General features: G+C 60.1%; 18 protein-coding genes. 5 read left to right on the forward strand and 13 right to left on the reverse strand.

Annotated elements, in window-relative coordinates:
• Positions 1-32: 32 nt before the first annotated feature.
• From IB246_RS08620 to IB246_RS08630, 3 genes are all read right to left on the reverse strand, one after another.
• The gene (locus IB246_RS08620; RefSeq protein ID WP_008035383.1) at positions 33-1,166 is read right to left on the reverse strand and encodes a branched-chain amino acid ABC transporter substrate-binding protein; all 1,134 of its coding nucleotides are present in this window, start codon (positions 1,164-1,166) and stop codon (positions 33-35) included.
• 365 nt (positions 1,167-1,531) lie between these two features.
• Positions 1,532-2,815 (reverse strand): NAD(P)/FAD-dependent oxidoreductase, encoded by a 1,284-nt coding sequence (locus IB246_RS08625; RefSeq protein WP_008035381.1) that lies wholly within the window; start codon positions 2,813-2,815, stop codon positions 1,532-1,534.
• A 118-nt stretch (positions 2,816-2,933) separates the two neighbouring features.
• Positions 2,934-4,424: an aldehyde dehydrogenase family protein gene (locus IB246_RS08630; protein ID WP_008043154.1), complete on the reverse strand. Its 1,491-nt coding sequence runs from the start codon at positions 4,422-4,424 to the stop codon at positions 2,934-2,936.
• Positions 4,425-4,598: 174 nt separating this feature from the next.
• On the opposite strand from IB246_RS08630, the gene IB246_RS08635 reads away from it, so the two are divergent.
• The 3 genes from IB246_RS08635 to nadE all read left to right on the forward strand — a co-directional run bounded on the left by IB246_RS08635 (position 4,599) and on the right by nadE (position 7,779).
• Positions 4,599-5,504, forward strand: coding sequence for a LysR family transcriptional regulator (locus IB246_RS08635; protein WP_008043152.1), 906 nt, complete (start codon positions 4,599-4,601; stop codon positions 5,502-5,504).
• Between the two features lie 216 nt (positions 5,505-5,720).
• Positions 5,721-6,947, forward strand: coding sequence for a nicotinate phosphoribosyltransferase (gene pncB / locus IB246_RS08640; RefSeq protein ID WP_008043148.1), 1,227 nt, complete (start codon positions 5,721-5,723; stop codon positions 6,945-6,947).
• Between the two features lie 4 nt (positions 6,948-6,951).
• Positions 6,952-7,779 carry an ammonia-dependent NAD(+) synthetase gene (nadE, locus tag IB246_RS08645; protein ID WP_008043144.1) on the forward strand — a complete coding sequence of 276 codons (828 nt, stop codon included), beginning with the start codon at positions 6,952-6,954 and terminating at the stop codon, positions 7,777-7,779.
• 168 nt (positions 7,780-7,947) lie between these two features.
• On the opposite strand, the gene azu is transcribed toward nadE, so the two are convergent.
• Complete coding sequence (azu, locus tag IB246_RS08650) at positions 7,948-8,394, reverse strand: azurin (protein WP_008035372.1); 447 nt, start codon at positions 8,392-8,394, stop codon at positions 7,948-7,950.
• 343 nt (positions 8,395-8,737) lie between these two features.
• On the opposite strand from azu, the gene IB246_RS08655 reads away from it, so the two are divergent.
• A complete protein-coding gene (locus tag IB246_RS08655; protein ID WP_008035363.1) occupies positions 8,738-9,325 on the forward strand; it encodes a TIGR00730 family Rossman fold protein in 588 nt (195 codons plus the stop codon).
• A 68-nt stretch (positions 9,326-9,393) separates the two neighbouring features.
• The gene (locus IB246_RS08660; RefSeq protein ID WP_008035362.1) at positions 9,394-9,585 is read left to right on the forward strand and encodes a hypothetical protein; all 192 of its coding nucleotides are present in this window, start codon (positions 9,394-9,396) and stop codon (positions 9,583-9,585) included.
• A gap of 255 nt (positions 9,586-9,840) precedes the next feature.
• Here the strand turns inward: IB246_RS08660 and IB246_RS08665 are convergent, their stop codons facing one another.
• From IB246_RS08665 to rpsF, 9 genes are all read right to left on the reverse strand, one after another.
• Positions 9,841-10,731 carry a transglutaminase family protein gene (locus tag IB246_RS08665; RefSeq protein ID WP_008035361.1) on the reverse strand — a complete coding sequence of 297 codons (891 nt, stop codon included), beginning with the start codon at positions 10,729-10,731 and terminating at the stop codon, positions 9,841-9,843.
• Positions 10,731-13,217 carry a circularly permuted type 2 ATP-grasp protein gene (locus IB246_RS08670; RefSeq protein WP_008043140.1) on the reverse strand — a complete coding sequence of 829 codons (2,487 nt, stop codon included), beginning with the start codon at positions 13,215-13,217 and terminating at the stop codon, positions 10,731-10,733. The genes IB246_RS08665 and IB246_RS08670 overlap by 1 nt, the downstream gene beginning before the upstream one ends.
• 88 nt (positions 13,218-13,305) lie before the next feature.
• Positions 13,306-16,581: a DUF2126 domain-containing protein gene (locus tag IB246_RS08675; RefSeq protein ID WP_008043137.1), complete on the reverse strand. Its 3,276-nt coding sequence runs from the start codon at positions 16,579-16,581 to the stop codon at positions 13,306-13,308.
• Between the two features lie 397 nt (positions 16,582-16,978).
• Complete coding sequence (locus tag IB246_RS08680) at positions 16,979-19,282, reverse strand: YgiQ family radical SAM protein (RefSeq protein ID WP_008043135.1); 2,304 nt, start codon at positions 19,280-19,282, stop codon at positions 16,979-16,981.
• 191 nt (positions 19,283-19,473) lie between these two features.
• Complete coding sequence (gene dnaB / locus IB246_RS08685) at positions 19,474-20,868, reverse strand: replicative DNA helicase (RefSeq protein ID WP_008035349.1); 1,395 nt, start codon at positions 20,866-20,868, stop codon at positions 19,474-19,476.
• 119 nt (positions 20,869-20,987) lie between these two features.
• Complete coding sequence (rplI, locus tag IB246_RS08690) at positions 20,988-21,434, reverse strand: 50S ribosomal protein L9 (protein ID WP_008035347.1); 447 nt, start codon at positions 21,432-21,434, stop codon at positions 20,988-20,990.
• 19 nt (positions 21,435-21,453) lie between these two features.
• On the reverse strand, positions 21,454-22,347 hold the full coding sequence (locus IB246_RS08695; RefSeq protein ID WP_008035345.1) for a hypothetical protein: 894 nt from the start codon (positions 22,345-22,347) through the stop codon (positions 21,454-21,456).
• A gap of 36 nt (positions 22,348-22,383) precedes the next feature.
• Positions 22,384-22,614, reverse strand: coding sequence for a 30S ribosomal protein S18 (rpsR, locus tag IB246_RS08700; RefSeq protein WP_002551829.1), 231 nt, complete (start codon positions 22,612-22,614; stop codon positions 22,384-22,386).
• Between the two features lie 28 nt (positions 22,615-22,642).
• The gene (gene rpsF / locus IB246_RS08705; protein WP_008035342.1) at positions 22,643-23,065 is read right to left on the reverse strand and encodes a 30S ribosomal protein S6; all 423 of its coding nucleotides are present in this window, start codon (positions 23,063-23,065) and stop codon (positions 22,643-22,645) included.
• Positions 23,066-23,278: the final 213 nt, after the last annotated feature.

A 23,278-nucleotide genomic window follows, 5' to 3' on the forward strand; every position in this document is an offset into this window, starting at 1 on the left:
GCTCAAGGCGCCGGGCAGATCAACAGCTCATATCACTTCTGTTTTTCCAGTTGGTGGTATTTGCCATCCTTGTCCCACTGATAAACCACGTAGTCGGAGACTTTCAGGTCGCCCTTGGCGTCCCAGGTCTTCTCGCCCATCACGGTTTTAACCGGGTTTTTCTTCAGCCACTCAGCCGCTTTTTCGCCGCTGTTGGACTTGGCACCGTTGAAAGCAGCCGCCAGGGTCTGAACCGAAGCGTAGGCGTACAGGGTGTAGCCTTCTGGCTCGGTGCCGGCTTTGCGGAAGGTGTCTACCACGGTTTTGCTGTCTGGCAGCAGGCGTGGGTCGGCACCGAAGGTCATGTACACGCCATCAACGTTCTGCGGGCCACCGGCGGTGGTCACGAGTTCGTCAGTAACGATGCCGTCATCGGACATGAATTTGACGTCCTTGAGGCCTTGTTCACGCAGTTGGCGAACCAGTGGACCGGCTTCCGGGTGCAGGCCGCCGAAATAGACGACATCGGCACCGGCTGCACGGATCTTGGTTACCACGGCGCTGAAGTCTTTCTCGCCGCGGGTCAGGCCTTCGTACAGAACCGGCGTTACGCCGCGCTTGGCCAGTTGAGCCTTGGTGGCGTCGGCCAGACCTTGGCCGTAGGTGTCTTTGTCGTGCAGAACCACGACTTTCTTGCCCTTGAGCACGTCGACGATGTAGTCGCCGGCAACGATGCCCTGCTGGTCGTCACGACCGCACATACGGAACATGGCGCTCAGACCACGCTCGGTCACCTGTGGGTTGGTGGAACCCGGAGTGATTGCGATGATGCCTGCTTCGTCGTAGATCTCGGAGGCCGGGATGGTCGACGAGGAGCAGAAGTGACCAACCACGCCTGCCACTTTCTGGTTGGTCAGGTCCTTGGCGACCGTCACAGCCTGTTTCGGTTCGCAGGCGTCATCGCCCTTGACCAGTACGATTTTTTCCCCGTTGACGCCGCCCGACGCGTTGATTGCGTCGGCTGCTGCCTGTGCACCCTTCATGTACTGCTCGCCAAATGCTGCGTTGGCGCCTGTCATAGGACCCGCAACACCGATTTTTACGTCAGCCTGTGCAAACGCAGAAACACCCAGCGCAGCTGCCACTGCGAGGGCCAGAAAGCCTTTCTTGTAAAACGTCTGGGACATGAGGTGGTGCTCCAAGGTTTTTTTTTAGTTGGCACTGCGACTTCACTGAATGCTCAGAGCAAGGGCCGTGCCATCGGTTTTTTATTCTGAAAAAAGTCGCTGCTTTATTGTTATTTCGACTGTTTCGAGCCCATTTTCATTGGGCGTGCAACCGTCTAAACCGCGGAAGGTGAAACCATTTATTTTTTAAGGCGCAACCCACGCGCGCCATCATTGCAACCGCGGCGCCAAACGACGTGCAACCAGCCTGTAACAACGTGCGTCACCGAAGTGCACACTGCTGGTGCGGTACTGCTACAACCCGCACCTTTTACAGGCTAGCCGCTGCGCCGAAAAGCGCCGCTTCCAGCAACAAATTTCAACAATCAAATCACGATCCGCAGGCACTGGCCCGCGTGATACAGCGAAAATCCGGCCTCATATAGACAGCTACGCAGCCCCACCCCCGCCAGTGGCTGCATGGGTGCGAAGGGAATCGGCAGCGCCTGAGGATTTCCGTTACACAAATAATCGGCAAAGGCTTTGCCGACCACCGTCCCCGTGGTCACGCCCCGACCGTTGTAACCGGTGACTGCCACTAAACCGGGCGCCGGTTCGAACAGGCGCATCAAATGATCGGGCGTGAACGCGATGCAACCGGTCCAGGTGCACTCCCATTCCACCTGTTTGAGGTACGGAAAATAGTGCTGCTGAACCCGGTCGGCCCAGGCCTTGAGGAACCAGGTCGGCTTCTGATTGCCATTACCCAGACTGCCGAGCAACAGGCGACCGTCTTTGTCGCGACGAATACTGCTGAGCACCTGCCGGGTGTCCCACGAGCCCTGGCCACCCGGGAGAATTTGCTGCGCGGCGTCGTCAGTCAGCGGCACCGAGGCCACTTGATAGTAATAACCGGGGAAGAAATTGCGCCGCAGTTCCGTCCAGTCACCTTCGGTGTAAGCGTTGGACGCAATGACGACTTGCTCGGCAAGCACCGAACCCTGCGCCGTTTGCACCGACCAGCGCTGGCCCTGACGTTCGAGCCTGGTCACGGGAGAATGATCGAACAGCCGACCACCAAGGCCGATGGCCGCCTTGGCCAGCCCCGTGGTGTAAGCCATCGGGTTGATCGTGCCGGCACGCTTGTCGAGCAACGCGGCGGCGATCTTTTTGGTGCCGGTTGCTTGTTCGCAGGCTTGACCGGTCAGCAGTTCCACCGGGGCGCCGCGACGTTTCCATTGTTCTTCACGACTGCGCAAATCCGCTTCGCCACGGGCGTTGTGCGCCATGTGCAACGTGCCTTCGCGGCGTAACTGGCAATCGATGTTGTATTTGTCGACCAGGCTGAACACCAGGGACGGCGCGGCACCCAGCATGCGATTGAGCTGACTGCCCACCGCTTCGCCGAACCCGGCTTCGATCTCGTCCGGTGGAATCCACATGCCGGCGTTGACCAGCCCGACATTGCGTCCAGAACCGCCATGACCGGCACGATGAGCTTCCAGCACACACACCGTCTTGCCTTGCTCCAGCAGATGCACTGCCGCCGACAGACCGGTGAACCCGGCACCGATGACGCAGACATCGACCGTTACTTCGCCCTTGAGCGCAGCATTGTCGGGCCTTTGTGGCGTCAGTTTTTCCCACAGACACTCTTCGCGTAACGGCATTGCCAGACTCCAACAGAAACCTAACAAACAACAAAGCAAAAGCTTCGCGGGCAAGCCTCGCTCCTACAGGTGTTGAGTGATCCTGTGTAGGAGCGAGGCTTGCCCGCGAAGGGGCCCATCAGTCGAACGTAATCCCCTGCGCCAACGGCAACTCCAGCGAGTAGTTCACGGTGTTGGTCTGGCGGCGCATGTACCCGCGCCAGGCATCGGAGCCCGACTCACGACCACCGCCGGTTTCTTTCTCGCCACCAAACGCGCCGCCGATTTCCGCGCCGCTCGGGCCGATGTTGACGTTGGCGATGCCGCAGTCGCTGCCCACTGCGGACATGAATTGCTCGGCTTCACGCACGTCAGTGGTGAAGATGCACGAGGACAGGCCTTGTGGCACGGCATTGTTCAAACGCAGGGCTTCGTCGAAGTCTTTGTAGCCGATCACATAAAGAATCGGCGCGAAGGTTTCGTGGCAGACCACGTCGCTCTGCTCCGGCATTTCAACAATGGCCGGCGAGACGTAGTAAGCGTTCGGGTATTTGTCTTCCAGCTGACGCTTGCCGCCGAAGACCCGGCCGCCCTCGCTCAAGGCCTGCTCCAGCGCATCCTGCATGTTGTCGAAGCTGTGTTTGTCGATCAGCGGGCCGATCAGGTTGCCTTCCAGCGGGTTGCCGATACGCACTTTCGAGTACGCGGCTTTCAGGCGGGTGACGATTTCTTCTTTCACCGATTCGTGAGCGATCAGGCGACGCAAGGTGGTGCAACGCTGACCGGCAGTGCCGACGGCGCTGAACAGGATGGCGCGAACGGCCATGTCCAGGTCTGCGCTTGGGCCGAGGATCATGGCGTTGTTGCCACCCAGTTCGAGAATGCTGCGGGCGAAACGTGCAGCAATTTTCGGTGCCACTTCGCGGCCCATGCGGGTGCTGCCGGTGGCGCTGATCAGCGCGACACGCGGGTCATCGACCAGTGCTTCGCCAGCATCGCGACCGCCAATGATCACCTGGCTCAGGTGCGCAGGTGCATCGCTGAAGTTTTTCAGTACGCGGTCGAACAGCGCCTGGCAGGCCAGTGCGGTCAACGGGGTTTTCTCCGACGGTTTCCAGATCACCGGGTTGCCGCAGACCAGCGCCAGCGTGGTGTTCCAGGCCCAGACCGCGACCGGGAAGTTGAACGCACTGATCACGCCCACGACGCCCAGCGGGTGCCAGGTTTCGCGCATGTGGTGGCCTGGACGCTCGGAGGCGATGGTCAAGCCGTACAGTTGACGGGACAGACCGACGGCGAAGTCGCAGATGTCGATCATCTCCTGAACTTCACCCAGGCCTTCCTGAGTAATCTTGCCCGCTTCCCAGGACACCAGCTCGCCGAGGTCGGCCTTGTATTCGCGCAGAATGTCGCCCAGTTGACGCACCAATTCGCCACGGCGCGGGGCCGGGACCTTGCGCCACAATTCGAACGCATGATCTGCGCGACTGATGTGCTGCTCGACTTCAGCGGCGCCTTCCCAGTTCACAGAGGCGATCTTGCTGCCATCGATCGGCGAATGCACCGGCACTTTGCCGTTCTGGTACAGGGCCGGGTTCACACCAAGACGATCAAGCAATGCGGCAACCATGGGTCACTCCTCGAGCTAAAACAGAAAACGTGCAGCCGGAATATCACGGCTGATCAGACCTGTAGTTTTAGCTCGCCGGAGGTTACCCAACAAACGACCTTTAAGAGAGATATCATTCCGTTTATTCATGCTGCGAATTGCTGGTCAGCAAGAAACAAGAAAAAAGGACAACCCATGCTGAATAAACGCTACCTGCCGTCGATCACCGCGCTGCAGTGTTTCGAGGCCGTGACCCGGCATTTGAGCTTCACGCGGGCCGCCGAAGAGCTGAACCTGACCCAGAGCGCCGTCAGCAAACAGGTCGCGCAACTCGAAGAATTGTTGCAGCACCTGTTGTTCCGGCGGGTGCGCCGACGCCTGCAAATGACCCCGGCCGGTGATTTGTATCTGGTTGAGGTACGAAAAATCCTCACGCAAGTCGAGATGTCGACCCATTACCTGCGCTCCTACGGCGGAGAGACCGAAGTCCTGCGCGTCTCGACCCCGCCGACGTTCGGCGCCCGCTGGCTGGTCCCCCGTTTGAAGGGTTGGCGACTGCGCCATCCGTCGATTCATCTGGACCTGTGCAGCGAGCAGGAAGCCGATGACCTGCTGCAAGGTCGCAGCGATCTGGCGTTCTATTTCGGCCAGGGCTCACGGCCCCGCACCGAATGCCTGAAACTGTTCGGCGAAGAGCTTGTTCCGGTGTGTGCACCGAGTAGCCTGCCGGCCACGCCGTTCACCGATCCGACGCAACTTACCGACCTGGTCCTGCTGCAAAACGCCTCCCGGCCGCAGGCCTGGCACGACTGGTTCGACAGCCAGGGTTACCACACCGAACACAGCTACCACGGCCCGCGCTTCGAAACCTTTTATATGTGCATCCGTGCCGCACAGGTCGGCTGCGGCGTGGCGTTGTTGCCGCGGTTTCTGGTGGAAGAGGAATTGGCCGACGGCAAACTGGTCATTCCCTGGCAGCATGCAATGCCCAGTTCCGACGCCTATTACCTGGCGTACCCGGAGCATTCGGCGGAAGTGCCGAAGGTGCGGGATTTTGTGAAGTGGATGCTGGAGCAGATCGACAGCCCTGTAATGCCTTGAGGACGCCTTCGCCGGCAAGCCGTGCTCCTACAGGTTTCGGGCCAGACAAAGGTCCTGTAGGAGCCGGGCTTGCCGGCGAAGAGGCCATCGGCAGCGGCACAACCCTCACAAAAAAACACTGGCAATACCCCGCGCTGATATGCGCCACTAGCCCCCATCATTGAAACAGCTGCAACGTCGCCGCCACGGGCCGCGGCCAGCCTGGAGAATCCCGTTATGAGCGAGAGTGTGTTTGCCGATCGCATCGTGCAGAACCTGCTCGACACCGACTTCTACAAACTGACGATGATGCAGGCGGTGCTGCACAACTACCCGAACGTAGAAGTCGAATGGGAGTTTCGTTGCCGTAATAGTGAGGATTTGCGCCCGTACCTGGCGGAAATCCGCTTTCAGATCGAGCGCCTGGCCGAGCTGAGCCTGAGCGCCGACCAGTTGAGCTTCATGGAGCGCATCAGCTTCATGAAGCCGGATTTCCTGCGTTTTCTCGGGTTGTTCCGCTTCAATCTGCGCTACGTCCACACCGGCATCGAAAACGGCGAACTGTTCATCCGCCTGCGCGGACCGTGGCTGCATGTGATCCTGTTCGAAGTGCCGCTGCTGTCCATCGTCAGCGAAGTGCGCAACCGCTATCGCTACCGGGAGATCGTGCTGGTGCAGGCGCGTGAGCAGCTCTATCGCAAGTTCGACTGGCTGACCGCGAATGCCGGCAGCGACGAATTGTCCGAATTGCAAGTAGCCGATTTCGGTACTCGCCGTCGCTTCTCTTACCGTGTGCAGGAAGAAGTGGTGAACGTGCTCAAGCACGATTTCCCCGGGCGCTTCGTCGGCACCAGCAACGTGCACCTTTCGCGAGAGCTGGACATGAAACCGCTGGGCACCATGGCCCACGAGTGGATCATGGCCCACCAGCAACTGGGCCCGCGGCTGATCGACAGCCAGGCCGCCGCCCTCGATTGCTGGGTCCGCGAGTACCGCGGCCTGTTGGGGATCGCCTTGACTGACTGCATCACCATGGATGCCTTCCTCAACGACTTCGACTTGTTTTTCGCCAAGCTCTTTGACGGTCTGCGACATGACTCCGGTGATCCGGTGATCTGGGCGGAAAAGGCGATCGCCCACTATCAAAAGCTGGGTATCGACCCGATGAGCAAGACGCTGACGTTCTCCGACAGCCTGACGCTGCCCAAGGCGCTGGAAATATTTCGCGCATTGCGCGGTCGGATCAATGTCAGCTTCGGCATCGGTACCAACCTGACGTGCGATATTCCGGGTGTCGAACCGATGAGCATCGTGCTTAAAATGGCGGCCTGCAACGGCCAGCCGGTGGCAAAGATCTCCGACGAGCCTGGCAAGACTCACTGTAAAGACCCGAATTTCGTTGCCTATTTGCGACACGTTTTCAAAGTTCCTGCCGCCCTTTCCAGCACACCAAGCAAGGAGTGAATTCATGCAAGCCGTACAGCGTGAGATTGCTGAGCAGCTCAAGGTTCAACCGCCATTCGCCGACGAGGCCGCCCTCGAGGCTGAAATCGCGCGGCGCATCAGTTTCATCCAGGATTGCCTGGTCAATTCCGGGCTCAAGACCCTGGTGCTCGGGATCAGCGGCGGCGTCGATTCCCTGACCGCCGGCCTGCTGGCCCAGCGCGCCATGTGTGAACTGCGCACCCGCACCGGTGATGACAACTACAAGTTCATCGCCGTGCGCCTGCCGTACGAAACCCAGTTCGATGAACACGACGCCCAGGCGTCGGTGGATTTCATCAAGCCAGACGAGCGTCACACCGTGAACATCGGCCCGGCGGTCAAATCCCTGGCCAATGAAGTGGCAGCGTTCGAAGGCAAGCACGCGGTCTCGGTGGATTTCGTCCTTGGCAACACCAAGGCGCGGATGCGCATGGTCGCCCAGTACACCATCGCCGGCGCGGCCCATGGCCTGGTGATCGGCACCGATCATGCAGCGGAAGCTGTGATGGGTTTCTTCACCAAATTCGGCGACGGCGCCTGCGACCTGGCCCCGTTGAGCGGTCTGGTGAAAAATCAGGTCCGGGCGATTGCCCGCAGTTTCGGCGCGCCGGAATCGCTGGTGGAAAAAGTCCCGACGGCGGACCTTGAAGACCTGTCGCCGGGTAAACCGGATGAAGCGTCCCATGGCGTGACGTATGCCGAGATCGACGCGTTCCTGCATGGGCAGCCGGTGCGCGAGGAAGCGTTCAAGATCATTTGCGATACGTACAGGAAGACCCATCACAAGCGGGTGATGCCTTTCGCCCCTTGATTTAGGTGGTGCCTGATCCGACGCCTTCGCGGGCAAGCCTCGCTCCTACAGGGTTTCGACACCGCCCCTGTAGGAGCTAGGCTTGCCCGCGAATAACGATTACACGGTCAAACGCCGGGCACAAAAAAAGCGTCCCAAGTGGACGCTTTTTTTATGCGCGCGATTCGCTTACTTCAGCGTAACCGTGCCTTTCATCATCGAAATGTGGCCCGGGAACGAGCAGAAGAAGCCGTATTTCTCGGCAGCATCAAGCTTGGACACATCGAAGGTCACCGAGTCGGTTTCCTTGGAGCCGATGATTTTGGTGTGAGCGATAATGCGCGCATCACCTTCTTTCAGGTAGTTCTTGTCGATGCCGGCAGACAGGCCATCGGTAGCGATCGGCTGCATGTCCGCTTCTTTGCTCAGCACCCAGTTGTGGCCCATGACGTTTTTCGGCAGGTTGCCGGAGTGGGTCAGTTCAACGGTGAAGGTCTTGCAGCTTTTGTCGATTTCGATGGCCTTGGTGTTGAAGGCCATTTGGTCGGTGGAATCGATGGTCGTCTTGCACTCGGCAGCCATCAATTGACTGCTGGCCAGTGTCAGCAGGGATACCGCAACAAGTTTGGCAAACATGGTGAATCTCCAAGGCAGGGTTAACAAAAGTGCGAATGGACAGAAGACTGCCTGAAAACTTCGCAAGTTCCTATGACCTGAATCAAAAATTGTATACAACTTTCGGGCTATGACACCTATCGAAACAATCTACCAGCCAGACGTCTAGGGCGGCCCTATCATCAGGTCGTCATCACTTATACGGAGCGTCTGTCATGTCCATCAATAGCCTGTTGTGCAGTTTGCTCGCCGCTTACGCCTGTGGCGCCAGTGGCACCTGTGAAACGTCCCGGCGTGAAGTTTAGACCTTGGAGCATAGCGCCTCTGCCTTTACTCTGTGGCCATCCTGACCATGGAGTAAGGCATGTCTTTAGCGTCCGTTTGTGTATTTTGCGGTGCCAGCACCGGCACCAACCCGGCTTATCGTGAAGCGGCTGTCGCCCTCGGGCGAGCATTGGCCGAGCGCAAGCTGACCCTGGTCTATGGCGGCGGTGCCGTCGGGCTGATGGGGATCGTCGCCGACGCCGCACTGGCGGCCGGCGGTGAAGTGATCGGGATCATCCCGCAAAGCCTCAAAGACAAGGAAATCGGTCACAGCGGCCTCACGCGCCTGGAAGTGGTCGACGGCATGCATGCGCGCAAGGCGCGGATGGCTGAGCTCAGCGACGCTTTTATCGCGCTGCCCGGTGGCCTGGGCACTCTGGAAGAACTGTTCGAAGTCTGGACCTGGGGCCAGCTCGGCTACCACGGCAAACCGCTGGGACTGCTGGAAGTGAACGGTTTCTACAGCAAGTTGACCGGTTTTCTTGATCATATCGTCGGCGAAGGCTTCGTTCGCGAAGCACACCGTGACATGCTGCAAGTGAGCGAATCGCCGCACACCCTGCTCGATGCACTGGACGCCTGGCAGCCCTCGGTACTGCCAAAATGGGCCGAGCAAAAACCCAGCTAACGGCTAGGCACCGATACAGGGCAGAATATGCGCCGCTCAACCTCACCTTCGACCCCAGAGGATCGCCCATGGCTAAACCTAATTATTCCTTCGCCAAACGTCAGAGAGACTTGGCCAAGGAGCAGAAGAAAGAGGAAAAGCTTCAGCGCAAGAAAGCTTCAGCTGAAGAAGACGCCGCCGCACTGAACCCGGAAGCAGACGGTGAAGTGACCGCAGAAAGTGATGTTGAAGCACCGAAAGATCAGGCGCCCGACGCCTGAGACCCTCAGGGCCCGATGATCTGATCAGGCCCACCGGATCTGTGTCCAGGGTCAGCAGCGATGTTGCTGACCCTCACAATCCCTTCCGAAATCCCCCCCATCCGAAAGTCCTTACACAATTCCACGTGGGAGCGGCGGTGCGACGATTCGACTTGCTCGCGAAAGCGGCGGCACATCCAACATCTTTGTGGCTGACAGACTGCTTTCGCGAGCAAGTCGAATCGTCGCACCGCCGCTCCCACATGGGGTTCTGGGTTACTCCAGTGGCATCACGGTGACCCGGACTTCCGGATCGTGATTTCCGCCCCCCAGAATCACCCCACGCAACGGCGATACATCGGAGAAATCCCGGCCCCAGGCCAGGGTGATGTGTTCGAGTGCCGGTTGCACATTGTTGGTCGGATCGAAATCCACCCAACCCAACACCGGGCAAAACACTGAAACCCAGGCGTGCGATGCATCGGCACCGATCAGCCGCGGCTGGCCCGGTGGCGGCTGAGTCAGCAGGTAGCCGCTGATGTAACGCGCCGCCAACCCACGGGACCGCACGCACGCGAGCATCAGGTGAGCGAAGTCCTGGCACACCCCGCGACGGCGCTCCAGCACTTCCACCAGAGGCGTTGCCACTTGAGTGGCCTCGGCGTCGAAGGTGAATTCGCTGAAGATTTTTTCCATCAACGCCTGGACGCCGAGCAACAGCGGCCGCCCCGCAGGAAAACAACTTTCCGAGAATTCGACGAAGTTGCGCTTCAAATGCACATAGGGCGATTCAAACCGGTAACGACACGCTTCGAGCACGTCGGACGAAAGCGGCTGGCTGCTGTAGGTCAGTGCGTTGCGGGTTTCTTCCCAGGCCGGCGATTGATTGAAATCCAGCGTTGGCCGGGCCAGCACTTCGACGGTAAGACTGGCATTAACCAGTAACTCATCGTGAGGCCGCTCGAACGCCAGCCGGGTCAGTGGGTTGCCGAATACATCCAGTTCGTCGCGGCGCGCCGTCGGGTCCGGGCTGATCTGCAATTGTTGCGCAGTACAACGCTGCCAGGCGCACGAGCGCGGCCACAGATGCGCCAACTGCTGAGCGAGGGACACCGGGCTGTCGTAGTGATAATGGGTGTCATGGAAAATCTGGTAATGAGCGCTCATCAGACGGACACCGTGCGTTGGCTGACATCATCGACGTGGGCGAAATGGCGCAATGCCAAACGATCCGACACCTGCCCGCTCGCATCGGCGATCTCTTGCAGCAGGTCGGCCAGGCCATTGATGGCGGCGCGTACGCTGGCTTCACCGAACAGCGAATTCTCCAGACACCCAAGATCAAAGCGCGCCAGACGCTCCACCAGAAACGGCAGACCAGCTTCGCGCGGCACACCAAAATCATCGTTCAAACGTTTAAGCGTGCGGGTCACCAGCTTCAACTGGAACAGCACCGCATGCGGGTTTTGTTCGTCGAGCAGCAACAGGTCCAGCACCGGAATCAATTGCGCCACCGCCAGATACCGCGAGCGGTAGGTGATGCTGCTGTTACCCAGCTCCAGCAGCCACTCCAGCCCGGCCTGATCAAAGGCGCCGCTACCGCGCAGAAACGCCGCGAGGCTGCCGCTGAGAAATTGCAGGCGCTCGATCCGTCGACCGATCATCAGGAAGCGCCAGCCTTCGTCCCGGGTCATGTCGTCCAGTGCAAAACCCGACAGTGCCGCCAGCGACATCACCAGACGGTTGAGAAAATCCAGCAACTCGCCGAAATCCGGTTCTTCGGTTTCCAGTTCGACGGCCTCACGCTGCAACTCCACCAGCGCCTGCCAGTTTTCCCGCGAGAGCTTTCCGCGCACTTGCGACGCCGCCCACTGCAAGCGCTGCAGGTTGGAACGCAGGCTGAACGGCCAGTCGTCACCGAGCAGCGCCGCCAACAACCGTTCAGGCAGCTCGCCTTCTTCGGGCAGCAACATTAGCCGCTCACCCAGATCGACCGCGGCCTCCAGCGCTTGCGGGTCATCGCCATCGACGTAGCGCGCCAGCATGATCCGCAGCAACCGAGCACTGTCATCGCAGCGCTCGCAGTAACGGCCGAACCAGAACAGGTTTTCCACCACCCGCGACGGCAAATACGGATCGCGTCGCACCAGGTCGTGCACGCCAATGTTGCGCTGGGCTTTCCATTGTTCGCCGCTGGGTGGTCGATCCCCCAGCACCCAAGTGTCCTTGCTCGCACCGCCGCGTTGCATCGACACCACTTCAGCGTCGGCCTCGGCGGCCACCCGGGTCAAACCGCCGGGCAGAACCCGGTACCCGTCACGACTCGCCACCGCGTACACGCGCATGCCGATGGCCCGGGGTTGCAACTGGCCACCCTCGGCCTGCCAGATCGGCGCCTGGGACAACTGTGCAAGTTCTTGCGCCACATAGGCATAAGGTCGTGCCTGCATGCGCTCGGAAAGCGCCAGACGCTGTTTTTCACTCAAATCGCGGCCAAACACCGGCGCGAAGCTCTGTGAGGGGAACGCTGGTTTGATCAGCAATTCCGGCAGTTTTTCCAGCGCCTGGGCCAGCACCGGCGCTTCGCCGCACCACCACGTGGCGATAGAGGGCAGGATCAACTCTTCGCCGAACAGGAATTGATTGATCTTCGGCAGGAAGCCCAGCAACCCTGGTGATTCCAGCACGCCGCTGCCCAGCGCGTTGGCCACCAGCACCCGCCCTTGTCGCACGGCTTCGAGCAGGCCCGGCACACCGAGCGCCGAGTCGGTGCGCAGCTCCAGCGGATCACAGAAGTCGTCGTCGAGCCGGCGCATGATCGCGTGGACCCGACGCAGGCCGCTCAAGGTTTTCAGGTAAACCGTGGCATCGCGCACCGTGAGGTCGCCGCCCTCCACCAACGGATAACCGAGTTGCCGCGCCAGATACAGGTGCTCGAAATAGCTTTCGTTAAAACGCCCCGGTGTCAGCAGCACCACCAACGGCACTTCATCGTCGCTTGGCGCCTGACGGGCCAGGGTTTCCTGAAGCGTGCGGAAGAACCCAGCCAGATGCTGCACCTTCAAATCACGGTACAACTCGGGGAAGGCCCGGGACACGATCGTGCGGTTTTCCAGGGCGTAACCGGCGCCGGACGGTGCCTGGGTCCGATCCGCGGTCACCCACCAGCGACCGTCGGGCGTGCGCGCCAGATCCACGGCATACAGATGCAGAAAGGCCCCGTCGGGCGGCGAGATGCCCTGACAGGGCCAGAGGAAGTTGTTGTGGCCGAATACCAGCTCAGCCGGCAACAAGCCTTCAGCGATCAACCGTTGTGGGCCGTACAAGTCCGCCAGCACAGCATTCAACAGTCGAGCCCGCTGGGCGATCCCGGCCGACAAGTGCTCCCATTCATCCGCAGCGATCACGTGCGGCAGCAAGTCCAGCTCCCACGGCCGGTCCGCGCCCTTGGGATCGGCATAGACGTTGTAGGTCACGCCGTTTTCCTGGATCTGCCGGGTCAGCAGTGCCTGACGCTGCACCAGCTGCGCGGGCGTGCTGCGTTGCAACTGGTCGAACAACCGGCGCCAGTGCGGGCGTACGGCGCCACTGTCGTCGAGCAGTTCGTGATAAGTGCCCGCCGTCAGCGGGTAGCGGTCAAGCAGGTCAGGCATGGAAAGCTCGGCAGACAGCAAGGAACGGTCAGACTAACGCACGCTCATGACGCCCGGATATACGAAAAATCCGAGCGTCGCGTACGGTTTAGAAACGTCGCAAATCGAGAGTCATCGGCAGCTCGTCGTTTATTTCCAGAATCGGTATAGGAAGTTTCCCCGGGCTGTGTCCGATGCGGAAGAAACGCGCCATCCTCCGACTCTCGGCTTCATTGGCGTTCACCGGCAAGCTGTCATAGTTGCGCCCGCCCGGATGGGCGACGTGGTACTGACACCCCCCCAGCGAACGCTGCATCCAAGTGTCGAGCAGGTCGAACACCAGCGGCGCATGGACCGGGATCGTCGGTTGCAGACAGTTGGCCGGCTGCCAGGCACGAAAGCGCACGCCTGCGACGAACTCGCCAACCCGGCCGGTCGGCTGCAAAGGCACCGGAACGCCGTTGCAGGTCAGCAAATAGCGCTGCGGTGCCAGGCCGGTGAGTTTCACCTGCAAGCGCTCCAGGGATGAATCCACGTAGCGCACCGTGCCGCCGACCGCGCCCTCCTCGCCCAGTACATGCCAAGGCTCCAGCGCCTGACGCACTTCCAGTTCGATGCCGCTGACGGCGTAATCGCCGACCTTGGGAAAGCGAAACTCCAGATGCGCGGCAAACCACTCGGCCCGCACCGGATAACCCGCGGCATTGAGGTCGACGATCACATCAGCGAAATCCTGCTCGATAAAGTGTGGCAACAGGAACCGGTCGTGCAATTCCGTGCCCCAGCGCGCCAGTTTCGGCGGCGCATAAGGCTCGCGCCAGAACCGCGCAACCAGCGCTCGCAGCAACAACTGCTGCGCCAGGCTCATGCGCGCGTGGGGCGGCATTTCAAAAGCGCGCAACTCCAGCAAGCCAAGGCGCCCCGTTGCGCCATCGGGCGAATAAAGCTTGTCGATGCAGAATTCGGCGCGATGAGTGTTACCCGTCACGTCTATCAACAGGTTGCGCAGCAGCCGGTCGACCAGCCACGGTGCGCATTCTTCGCCGGGTGAAGGCATCTGGGCGAAGGCGATTTCCAGCTCGTACAACGCATCATTGCGCGCTTCATCGACGCGCGGCGCCTGAGACGTCGGGCCGATGAACAATCCGGAAAACAGGTAGGACAACGACGGGTGGTTATGCCAGTAACTGATCAGGCTGCGCAGCAAATCGGGACGGCGCAAGAACGGTGAGTCAGCCGGTGTCGCACCGCCCAGTACGAAATGGTTACCGCCGCCGGTGCCGGTGTGTCGGCCGTCGATCATGAATTTTTCAGTGGTCAGCCGCGTCTGGCGCGCTTCTTCGTAGAGAAACTCGGTGCGCTCGACCAGTTCATCCCAGGTGGCGGACGGCTGCACGTTGACCTCGATCACGCCTGGGTCCGGGGTAATGCGGAAGTTGCTCAGACGCGGATCGCTTGGCGGTTCATAGCCTTCCAGCAGCACCGGACAATGCAGCTCCTCAGCCGTGGCCTCGATTGCAGTGACCAGCTCCAGATAATCCTCGACCCGCTCCAGCGGCGGCATGAACAAGTACAACCGCCCCTCCCGCGCCTCGGCGCAGAACGCGGTGCGCGTCAGCCAATCGGCGGATTCGTCGATTTCCAGATCACGCTCGACCGCTTCGGCCGCGGCGACGGGGCGGCTCAACTGCTGAGTATCCGGGAGCGTCGGGAATTCCTGATTGGGATCGTTGGGGTAGATGAACGGATACTCGGCGGCTTTCACCCACGGCTGCGAGCCCAGCGGCAAGCGATAACCCAGTGGCGAATCGCCCGGCACCAACCGGCAGTGCTCGTCGCGCAGGTACCAGCGACCGCTTTGCCACTGATCGCCCTTGGCGGTGCGCGCCAATGGCAGCACCTGGCCGATCACTTTATCCAACCCCTGACTGAAGACTTTGCGTAGTCGCGCACGCTCCAAGGGTTCTTCCAGACGCGAATCTTCGGCGCTGACGTTCTGCGGCAAAGCGCCCTCGCGCCAGAGGTAATAGAAATTGTCTTCGTAAGCCGGGAACACAAAGCGTGTCGGAATTTTCAGGCGTTCGGCGACACTCGCCAGAAAACGCCCGGCCAGTTCGCCATCGGCACCGTAGTCTTCTTGCTCATCGGCAATCAGCGCGCTGTTGTGCCAGATCGGCACGCCATCGCGGCGCCAGTAGCAATTCAGCGACCAGCGCGGCAGTTGCTCGCCGGGGTACCACTTGCCTTGACCGAAATGCACCAGTCCTTTGGGTGCGTAATGTTTGCGCATTCGCTGGAACAGCTCGGCGGACAAACGCCGCTTGTCTGGCCCCAGCGCGGCGGTGTTCCACTCGGCGCCGTCCGGATCGTCGATGGAGACGAAGGTCGGCTCGCCGCCCATGGTCAGGCGTACGTCGCCTTCCAGCAGGTCGGCATCGATCTGCCGGCCCAACGCCTGGATCGCCAGCCATTGATCTTCGGTGTAGGGCTTGGTGACGCGCGGCGCCTCCCAAATCCGCTCAACGGACATTTCGTGGGTGAATTCGCACTCGCACGGCTCCACCAGGCCACTGATCGGTGCCGCAGAGCCCGGATCGGGACTACACGCCAACGGAATGTGTCCTTCACCGGCAAACAGGCCTGAGGTCGCGTCCAGGCCGATCCAGCCGGCACCGGGCAAATAGACCTCGCACCAGGCGTGCAAATCGGTGAAATCCACGTCGGTGCCCGACGGGCCGTCGAGGCTTTTGACGTCGGCGGTCAGTTGAATCAGGTAGCCGGAGACAAAACGCGCCGCCAGGCCCAGGTTGCGCAGCAGCTGCACCAGCAGCCACGCCGAGTCGCGACAGGAACCGGAGGCATGTTCGAGGGTGTGTTCGGGCGTTTGCACGCCCGGCTCCATGCGGATCAGGTAACCGATGTCCTCGCTCAGGCGCTGATTGAGCGCGACGAGGAAATCCACGCTGGGCAGCGGCGTGCGGTCGATGCCGTCCAGATAGGCCTTGAATTTAGGCGTCAGCGGCAGGGTTTCCAGGTACGGCGCCAGTTCCTTGCGCTCGTCCGCGGCGTAGGCAAACGGGATTTTTTCCGCGTAGGGTTCTAGGAAGAAGTCGAATGGATTGAACACCGCCATTTCCGCCAGCAGATCGACCTCGATCCGCAGTTCCTCGGTTTTCTCCGGGAACACCAGACGCGCCAGGTAATTACCTTGGGGGTCCTGCTGCCAGTTAATGAAGTGCTGCTCGGGCGAGACTTTCAGCGCATACGACAGTATCCGCGTACGGCTGTGGGCGGCCGGGCGCAGGCGAACTATCTGCGGACCGAGCTCGACAGCGCGGTCGTAGCGGTAATGCGTGACGTGGTGCAATGCGACATGAATCGACACGGCGTGCCTCCTGCGAGCCTTAAGCGTTATCGAAAGCGCGCAAGACTTATGCCATCCAGTGGCGCTGGCGCTTTCTCCGGTTGCTTGAGGCAGTACAGCACCAAAATCGGGCGATGCAGGAAATTGCTTTGGGGGCGTTGCACGCAAATGTGGCGACCAGTGGGCTGTCAGCTGGAATTGGCTGCGGCTGTAGTGGCCTCATCGCGAGCAGGCTCGCTCCCACAATGATCTCTGTCGTTCACAAATTCTGCATCCAAAGAAAAACCTGTGGGAGCGAGCCTGCTCGCGATGAGGCCAGTCGCTACAACCCATTATCTGACTCTGAAAACGCCCGCTTGGTTGCCGCACACAAAAACGCCAACCCGAAGGTTGGCGTTCTGTTCAGCTCAAGTGCGGTTTAGCGCGGCACAACCGGCTTGCGCGCGGGCTTCGGCCCTTTGCCTTTGGCTGCATCCTTGCGTTCCTTGGCCGCCTGCTGGTTGCGGGCGAATGCCGCTGCCTTGGCCTGTTCACGCTTGTCCCACGGGTTACCGCCATCGCTGGCACGTGGTGGCAGACCGGTGTGCTGGGTCAGGATCTTGGTGGTCTTCTCACCCGCGACCTTGTGACTGCCGGCCGGCGTCGAGTTCTTGCGACGGGCGCTCTGGTAGCTGTCGCTCGCTGGCTGATGCAGCGGGATCAACTGGTTCTTGCCCGGCCCGATCAGGTCGGCGCGGCCCATGCGGGTCAGCGCTTCACGCAGCATCGGCCAGCCTTTCGGGTCGTGGTAACGCAAGAACGCCTTGTGCAGACGACGCTGCTCTTCGCTCTTGACGATGGTCACGGCGTCGCTCTTGTAAGTGACCTTGCGCAGCGGGTTCTTGCCCGAGTGGTACATCGCGGTGGCGGTGGCCATCGGCGACGGGTAGAACGCCTGCACCTGGTCGGCACGGAAGCCGTTGCCCTTGAGCCACAGGGCCAGGTTCATCATGTCTTCGTCGGTCGTGCCCGGGTGAGCGGCAATGAAGTACGGAATCAGGTACTGCTCTTTCCCGGCTTCCTTGGAGTACTTCTCGAACATGCGCTTGAACTTGTCATAGCTGCCGATGCCCGGTTTCATCATCTGATTGAGCGGACCTTCCTCGGTGTGTTCCGGGGCGATCTTCAGGTAACCACCAACGTGGTGGGTCACCAGCTCCTTGACGTATTCCGGCGACTCGACCGCGAGGTCATAGCGCAGACCGGACGCGATCAAAATCTTCTTCACACCCGGCAACGCACGGGCGCTGCGATACAACTGGATCAGCGACGAGTGGTCGGTGTTCAGGTTCGGGCAGATGCCTGGGAACACGCACGATGGCTTGCGGCACGCGGATTCGATTTCCGGGCTCTTGCACGCGATGCGGTACATGTTCGCGGTCGGGCCGCCGAGGTCGGAAATGACGCCGGTGAAACCTGGCACCTTGTCGCGGATCTCTTCGATTTCGCGAATGATCGACTCTTCGGAACGGTTCTGGATGATCCGGCCTTCGTGCTCGGTGATCGAGCAGAAGGTGCAGCCGCCGAAGCAGCCACGCATGATGTTCACCGAGAAGCGGATCATGTCGTAGGCAGGGATTTTTTCCTTGCCGTACGCCGGGTGTGGAATACGTGCGTAAGGCATGCCGAACACGTAGTCCATTTCTTCGGTGGTCATCGGAATCGGCGGCGGGTTGAACCAGACGTCGACTTCGCCGTGCTTCTGCACCAGCGCGCGGGCGTTGCCCGGGTTGGTTTCCAGGTGAAGCACGCGGTTGGCGTGAGCGTAAAGCACCGCATCGCCACGGACCTTCTCGACCGACGGCAGACGGATCACCGTCTTGTCGCGGGTCATTTTCGAGCTGGCCAGAATCTGTACGACTTTGGCTTCGCTCGGGTCTTCAACCGGCCCCTTTTCCTGCTCGATGGCGCAGGCCTGGGTGTCCTGGGTGTTCACGTACGGGTTAATGATCTTGTCGATCTTGCCCGGACGGTCGATGCGCGTGGAGTCGACTTCGTACCAGTCTTTCGGCGTATCGCGACGGATGAACGCAGTGCCGCGCACATCGGTGATGTCTTCGATCTTGTGGCCGTAGGACAGGCGCTGGGCGACTTCGACAATCGCACGCTCGGCGTTGCCGTAGAGCAGGATATCGGCGCAGGCGTCGATCAGGATCGAGTTGCGCACCCGGTCCTGCCAGTAGTCGTAGTGGGCGATGCGGCGCAGGGACGCTTCAATACCGCCGAGTACGATCGGCACGTTCTTGTAGGCTTCCTTGCAGCGCTGGCTGTAAACCAGGCTCGCGCGATCCGGACGTTTGCCCGCCAGGCCACCGGGGGTGTAGGCGTCGTCGGAGCGGATCTTCTTGTCGGCGGTATAGCGGTTGATCATCGAGTCCATGTTGCCGGCCGCGACACCGAAGAACAGGTTCGGCTCGCCGAGCTTCATGAAATCGTCTTTGGACTGCCAGTTCGGCTGGGCAATGATCCCGACGCGGAAGCCCTGGGACTCCAGCAGCCGGCCGATGATCGCCATGCCGAACGACGGATGGTCAACGTAGGCATCACCGGTGACGATGATGATGTCGCATGAATCCCAGCCAAGCTGATCCATCTCCTCCCTGCTCATTGGCAGGAATGGCGCTGGACCGAAGCATTCGGCCCAGTACTTGGGATAGTCAAATAACGGCTTGGCTGTTTGCATGACGATGACCGGTGTTGAGATGAAAAATCGCGGGCGCGGAATATAGCACAAAAAATGACCAATTCCGACGGTTATGGTCGGAAATTGGTGGCGACCTCATTCGCGGGCAAGCCTCGCTCCTACAGAGGAATGTGATCCCCTGTAGGAGCGAGGCTTGCCCGCGAATGAGGCCCTGACAGGCGCTACATAATTTACTCGTCGTCGAAGTTGTAGCTACCCGGCGCCAGGTTTTCGAAGCGGGTGTACTTACCGATGAACGCCAGTCGCGACGTGCCGATCGGGCCGTTCCGCTGTTTACCGATAATGATTTCGGCGATGCCTTTGTGTTCGGTTTCCGGGTGATAAACCTCATCCCGGTAAACGAACATGATGACGTCGGCATCCTGCTCGATCGCTCCGGATTCCCGGAGGTCGGAGTTGATCGGCCGTTTGTTCGGTCGTTGCTCCAGGGAGCGGTTGAGCTGGGACAGCGCCACCACCGGGCAATTGAATTCCTTGGCCAGGGCCTTCAAGGAACGCGAGATCTCGGAAATCTCGTTGGTCCGGTTGTCACCACCGGAACCCGGAATCTGCATCAATTGCAGGTAGTCGATCATGATCAGGGCGACGTCGCCGTGCTCACGCACCAGACGCCGGGTCCGCGCGCGCATTTCCGACGGGCTGATACCCGCCGTATCGTCGATGAACAGCTTGCGGTCGTTGAGCAGGTTGACCGCCGATGTCAGGCGCGGCCAATCGTCGTCGTCCAGGCGACCGGCACGGACCTTGGTCTGGTCGATACGGCCGAGGGACGACAACATACGCATGATCAGCGATTCGCCTGGCATCTCGAGCGAGTAAACCAGTACGCACTTGTCACTTCGCAACACGGCGTTTTCCACCAGGTTCATCGCAAAGGTGGTTTTACCCATCGACGGACGGCCAGCGACGATGATCAAGTCGGCCGGCTGCAGGCCGCTGGTCTTCTCGTCGAGGTCGGTGTAACCGGTGGACAAGCCAGTGATGGCGTTATCGGTGTTGAACAAGGTGTCGATGCGGTCGATGGCCTTGGTCAGCAGGTCATTCACGCTCACCGGGCCGCCGGTTTTAGGCCGGGCCTCGGCGATCTGGAAGATCTGCCGCTCGGCTTCGTCGAGAATCTCTTCAGCCGTGCGACCTTCCGGGTTGAAGGCGCTGTCGGCAATCTCGGTGGCGATGCCGATCAACTGCCGCAACGTCGCTCGCGCGCGAACGATCTGCGCATACGCCTTGATGTTGGCGACGGACGGCGTGTTTTTCGCCAGTTCACCGAGGTAACCGAGGCCACCGACCTGCGAGGTCTGACCTTCCTTGTCCAATTGCTCGGCAAGGGTCACGACGTCGATCGGGGAGTTCTGGTCGGCGAGTTTGGCGATCGCGCGGAAAATCAGGCGGTGGTCATGTCGATAGAAATCGCCGTCGGAGACTTGATCAAGCACGCGCTCCCAGGCGTTGTTGTCCAGCATCAGACCACCGAGCACGGCCTGTTCGGCCTCGATGGAATGCGGCGGCACCTTCAGGGAAGCGGTTTGCAGATCGTATTGCTCGGGAGCGGAGATATCGTTCATGGCCACTTGAATAGTTGTGAAAATCAGGAACTGCAGAAAGACAAAGGGCACGACCTGTAAACAGGATCGTGCCCGATGTTACCGGCAAGCACCCGAGGGTGCCAGCCGACAAGTGCTGCTTAAGCTGCTACCACGACAACGCGTACGGTGGCTTCAACTTCGGCGTGCAGGTGCACGGCTACGTCGAATTCGCCTACGTTGCGGATGGTGCCGTTCGGCAGACGAACTTCGCTTTTTGCAACTTCAACGCCAGAGGCGGTCAGTGCATCAGCGATGTCGTGAGTACCGATCGAACCGAACAGCTTGCCTTCGTCACCAGCGGTGGCAGTGATAGTCACTTCCAGCTCAGCCAGTTGGGCGGCACGGCTTTCAGCCGAAGTTTTACGGTCTGCTGCGGCTTTTTCCAGCTCAGCGCGACGCTCTTCGAACGCAGCCAGGTTGGCTGGGGTCGCGGCGGTAGCTTTGCCGTAAGGCAGCAGGTAGTTACGACCGTAACCAGCCTTAACGTTTACTTTGTCACCCAGGTTGCCCAGGTTGGTGACTTTTTCCAGAAGGATCAGTTGCATGTGAAAATCCTCTTAACTTTTAACCTTCACCGTTCGCGCTATCGACGTCTTTCGGCGTCGAACGACCGCGAAAATCAATCAGGCTGTCGACGATGGCCAGGACCACCAGCAACGGATAGATCAGCTGCATGAACAGCAACAGCGTGACGTACAACCCCACCAGCCAGAATCTGGCCAGTCGCTTTTGCGCCACCAGCCCGTGAATCAGGGCCAGCCCGGCGAACACCAGCGGTACACTGCACAACGGCGTCAACATGGCCATCTGCGGGCCGATGTTCGGCCCCAGAAGCATGAACGCCAGCAGTAACATCGCCAGCCCCAGCGGGAATCGGATGGCGCGAAATTCGCGACCAAAACCACCCGGGTTGTACAACAACGCCTGCCAGTAGCGCCCGACAATCAGGCTCAGCACACTGACGATTTGCAACAAGGCCGCAATCAGGCCAGTCAGGACCGGTGCAATCAGGGACGCAAAATGCGCTTGCTCGTCTACCGACAACTTCTGGTAGACATCACCGAGTAGCGACGGCATGACCTTTATCAAGGCCTGCGCCAGCATCTCGATTTGGGGAGCAAAAACTGTCCCCAGCACCACTGCAAACACCACTCCCATCGCTATGCTGACCAGCAGCACGCGGTTCCAGGACTCGCTTGCGCGCAAAACCAACGCAAGGCTCGAAGACCCCAGCAGCACCAGAAGTGCCCGTGGGTCATCGGAGTAAAGCCACCAGATCAACGCCGGCAGCAGTCCCAGAGCAAGTACGCCAAGGGCGTCCTTCAATCCGCGCCGCAGGAGCACAAGGCATCCGGCGGCAGCACCCAACCAATACAACAACGGCAATGTTGCGCATCCGGCCACTACGAGAGTGGCCTGCATACGGCCGCGCATGATGAACTCAGCTATGGCACGCATGCATTCAATCCTTTGCTACGTGTCGACTGCCCGGTCTCAGCGGCCGTGGCTGTCGGTGTAGGCCAGCAGGGCCAGGAAGCGGGCGCGCTTGATAGCGGTGGCCAGCTGACGCTGATAACGAGCTTTGGTACCGGTGATGCGGCTTGGAACGATTTTGCCGGTCTCGGATACGTAGGCTTTCAGAGTGTTGAGATCTTTGTAATCGATCTCTTTCACGTCTTCAGCGGTGAAGCGGCAGAATTTACGACGACGGAAGAAACGTGCCATGTAATAGGCTCCTCAAAAGGTCCGTGGATTACTCGTCAGCGTTATCGCTGTTGTCGCTGTCATCACCATCAACGCCTTCGGCGTCGGAGTGCTCAGGACGGTCGCGACGCTCACGGCGCTCACTGCGGTTTTCTTCAGCCTTGAGCATCTCGGATTGGCCGGTAACGGCTTCTTCGCGACGGATGACCAGGTTACGGATCACTGCATCGTTGTAGCGGAAGTTGTCTTCCAGCTCGGCCAGGGCCTTGCCAGTGCACTCAACGTTCAGCATCACGTAGTGAGCCTTGTGAACATTGTTGATTGCGTAGGCCAGTTGACGACGGCCCCAATCTTCCAGACGGTGGATTTTGCCGCCGTCTTCTTCGATCAGCTTGGTGTAACGCTCAACCATGCCGCCGACTTGCTCGCTTTGATCCGGGTGGACCAAAAAGATGATTTCGTAATGACGCATGAATGCTCCTTACGGGTTGTAGCCTGCCGCTCAAAAGCGGTCAGACAAGGAGTGAATGACACTTATGGACTTGCTTGCGATAGACACATGCGTGCCTGCCGTCATAGCAAGGGGCGCAATTGTAGAGAAGGGACAGAAGAGGTGCAAGGCAATTGGTGATTATTTGAACAACCACCAACAACCCCATACCTGTAGGAGCCGGCTTGCCGGCGA

Origin of the sequence: Pseudomonas sp. PDM01, from assembly GCF_014852325.1 — a bacterium.
Classification (GTDB): Bacteria; Pseudomonadota; Gammaproteobacteria; order Pseudomonadales; family Pseudomonadaceae; genus Aquipseudomonas; species Aquipseudomonas migulae.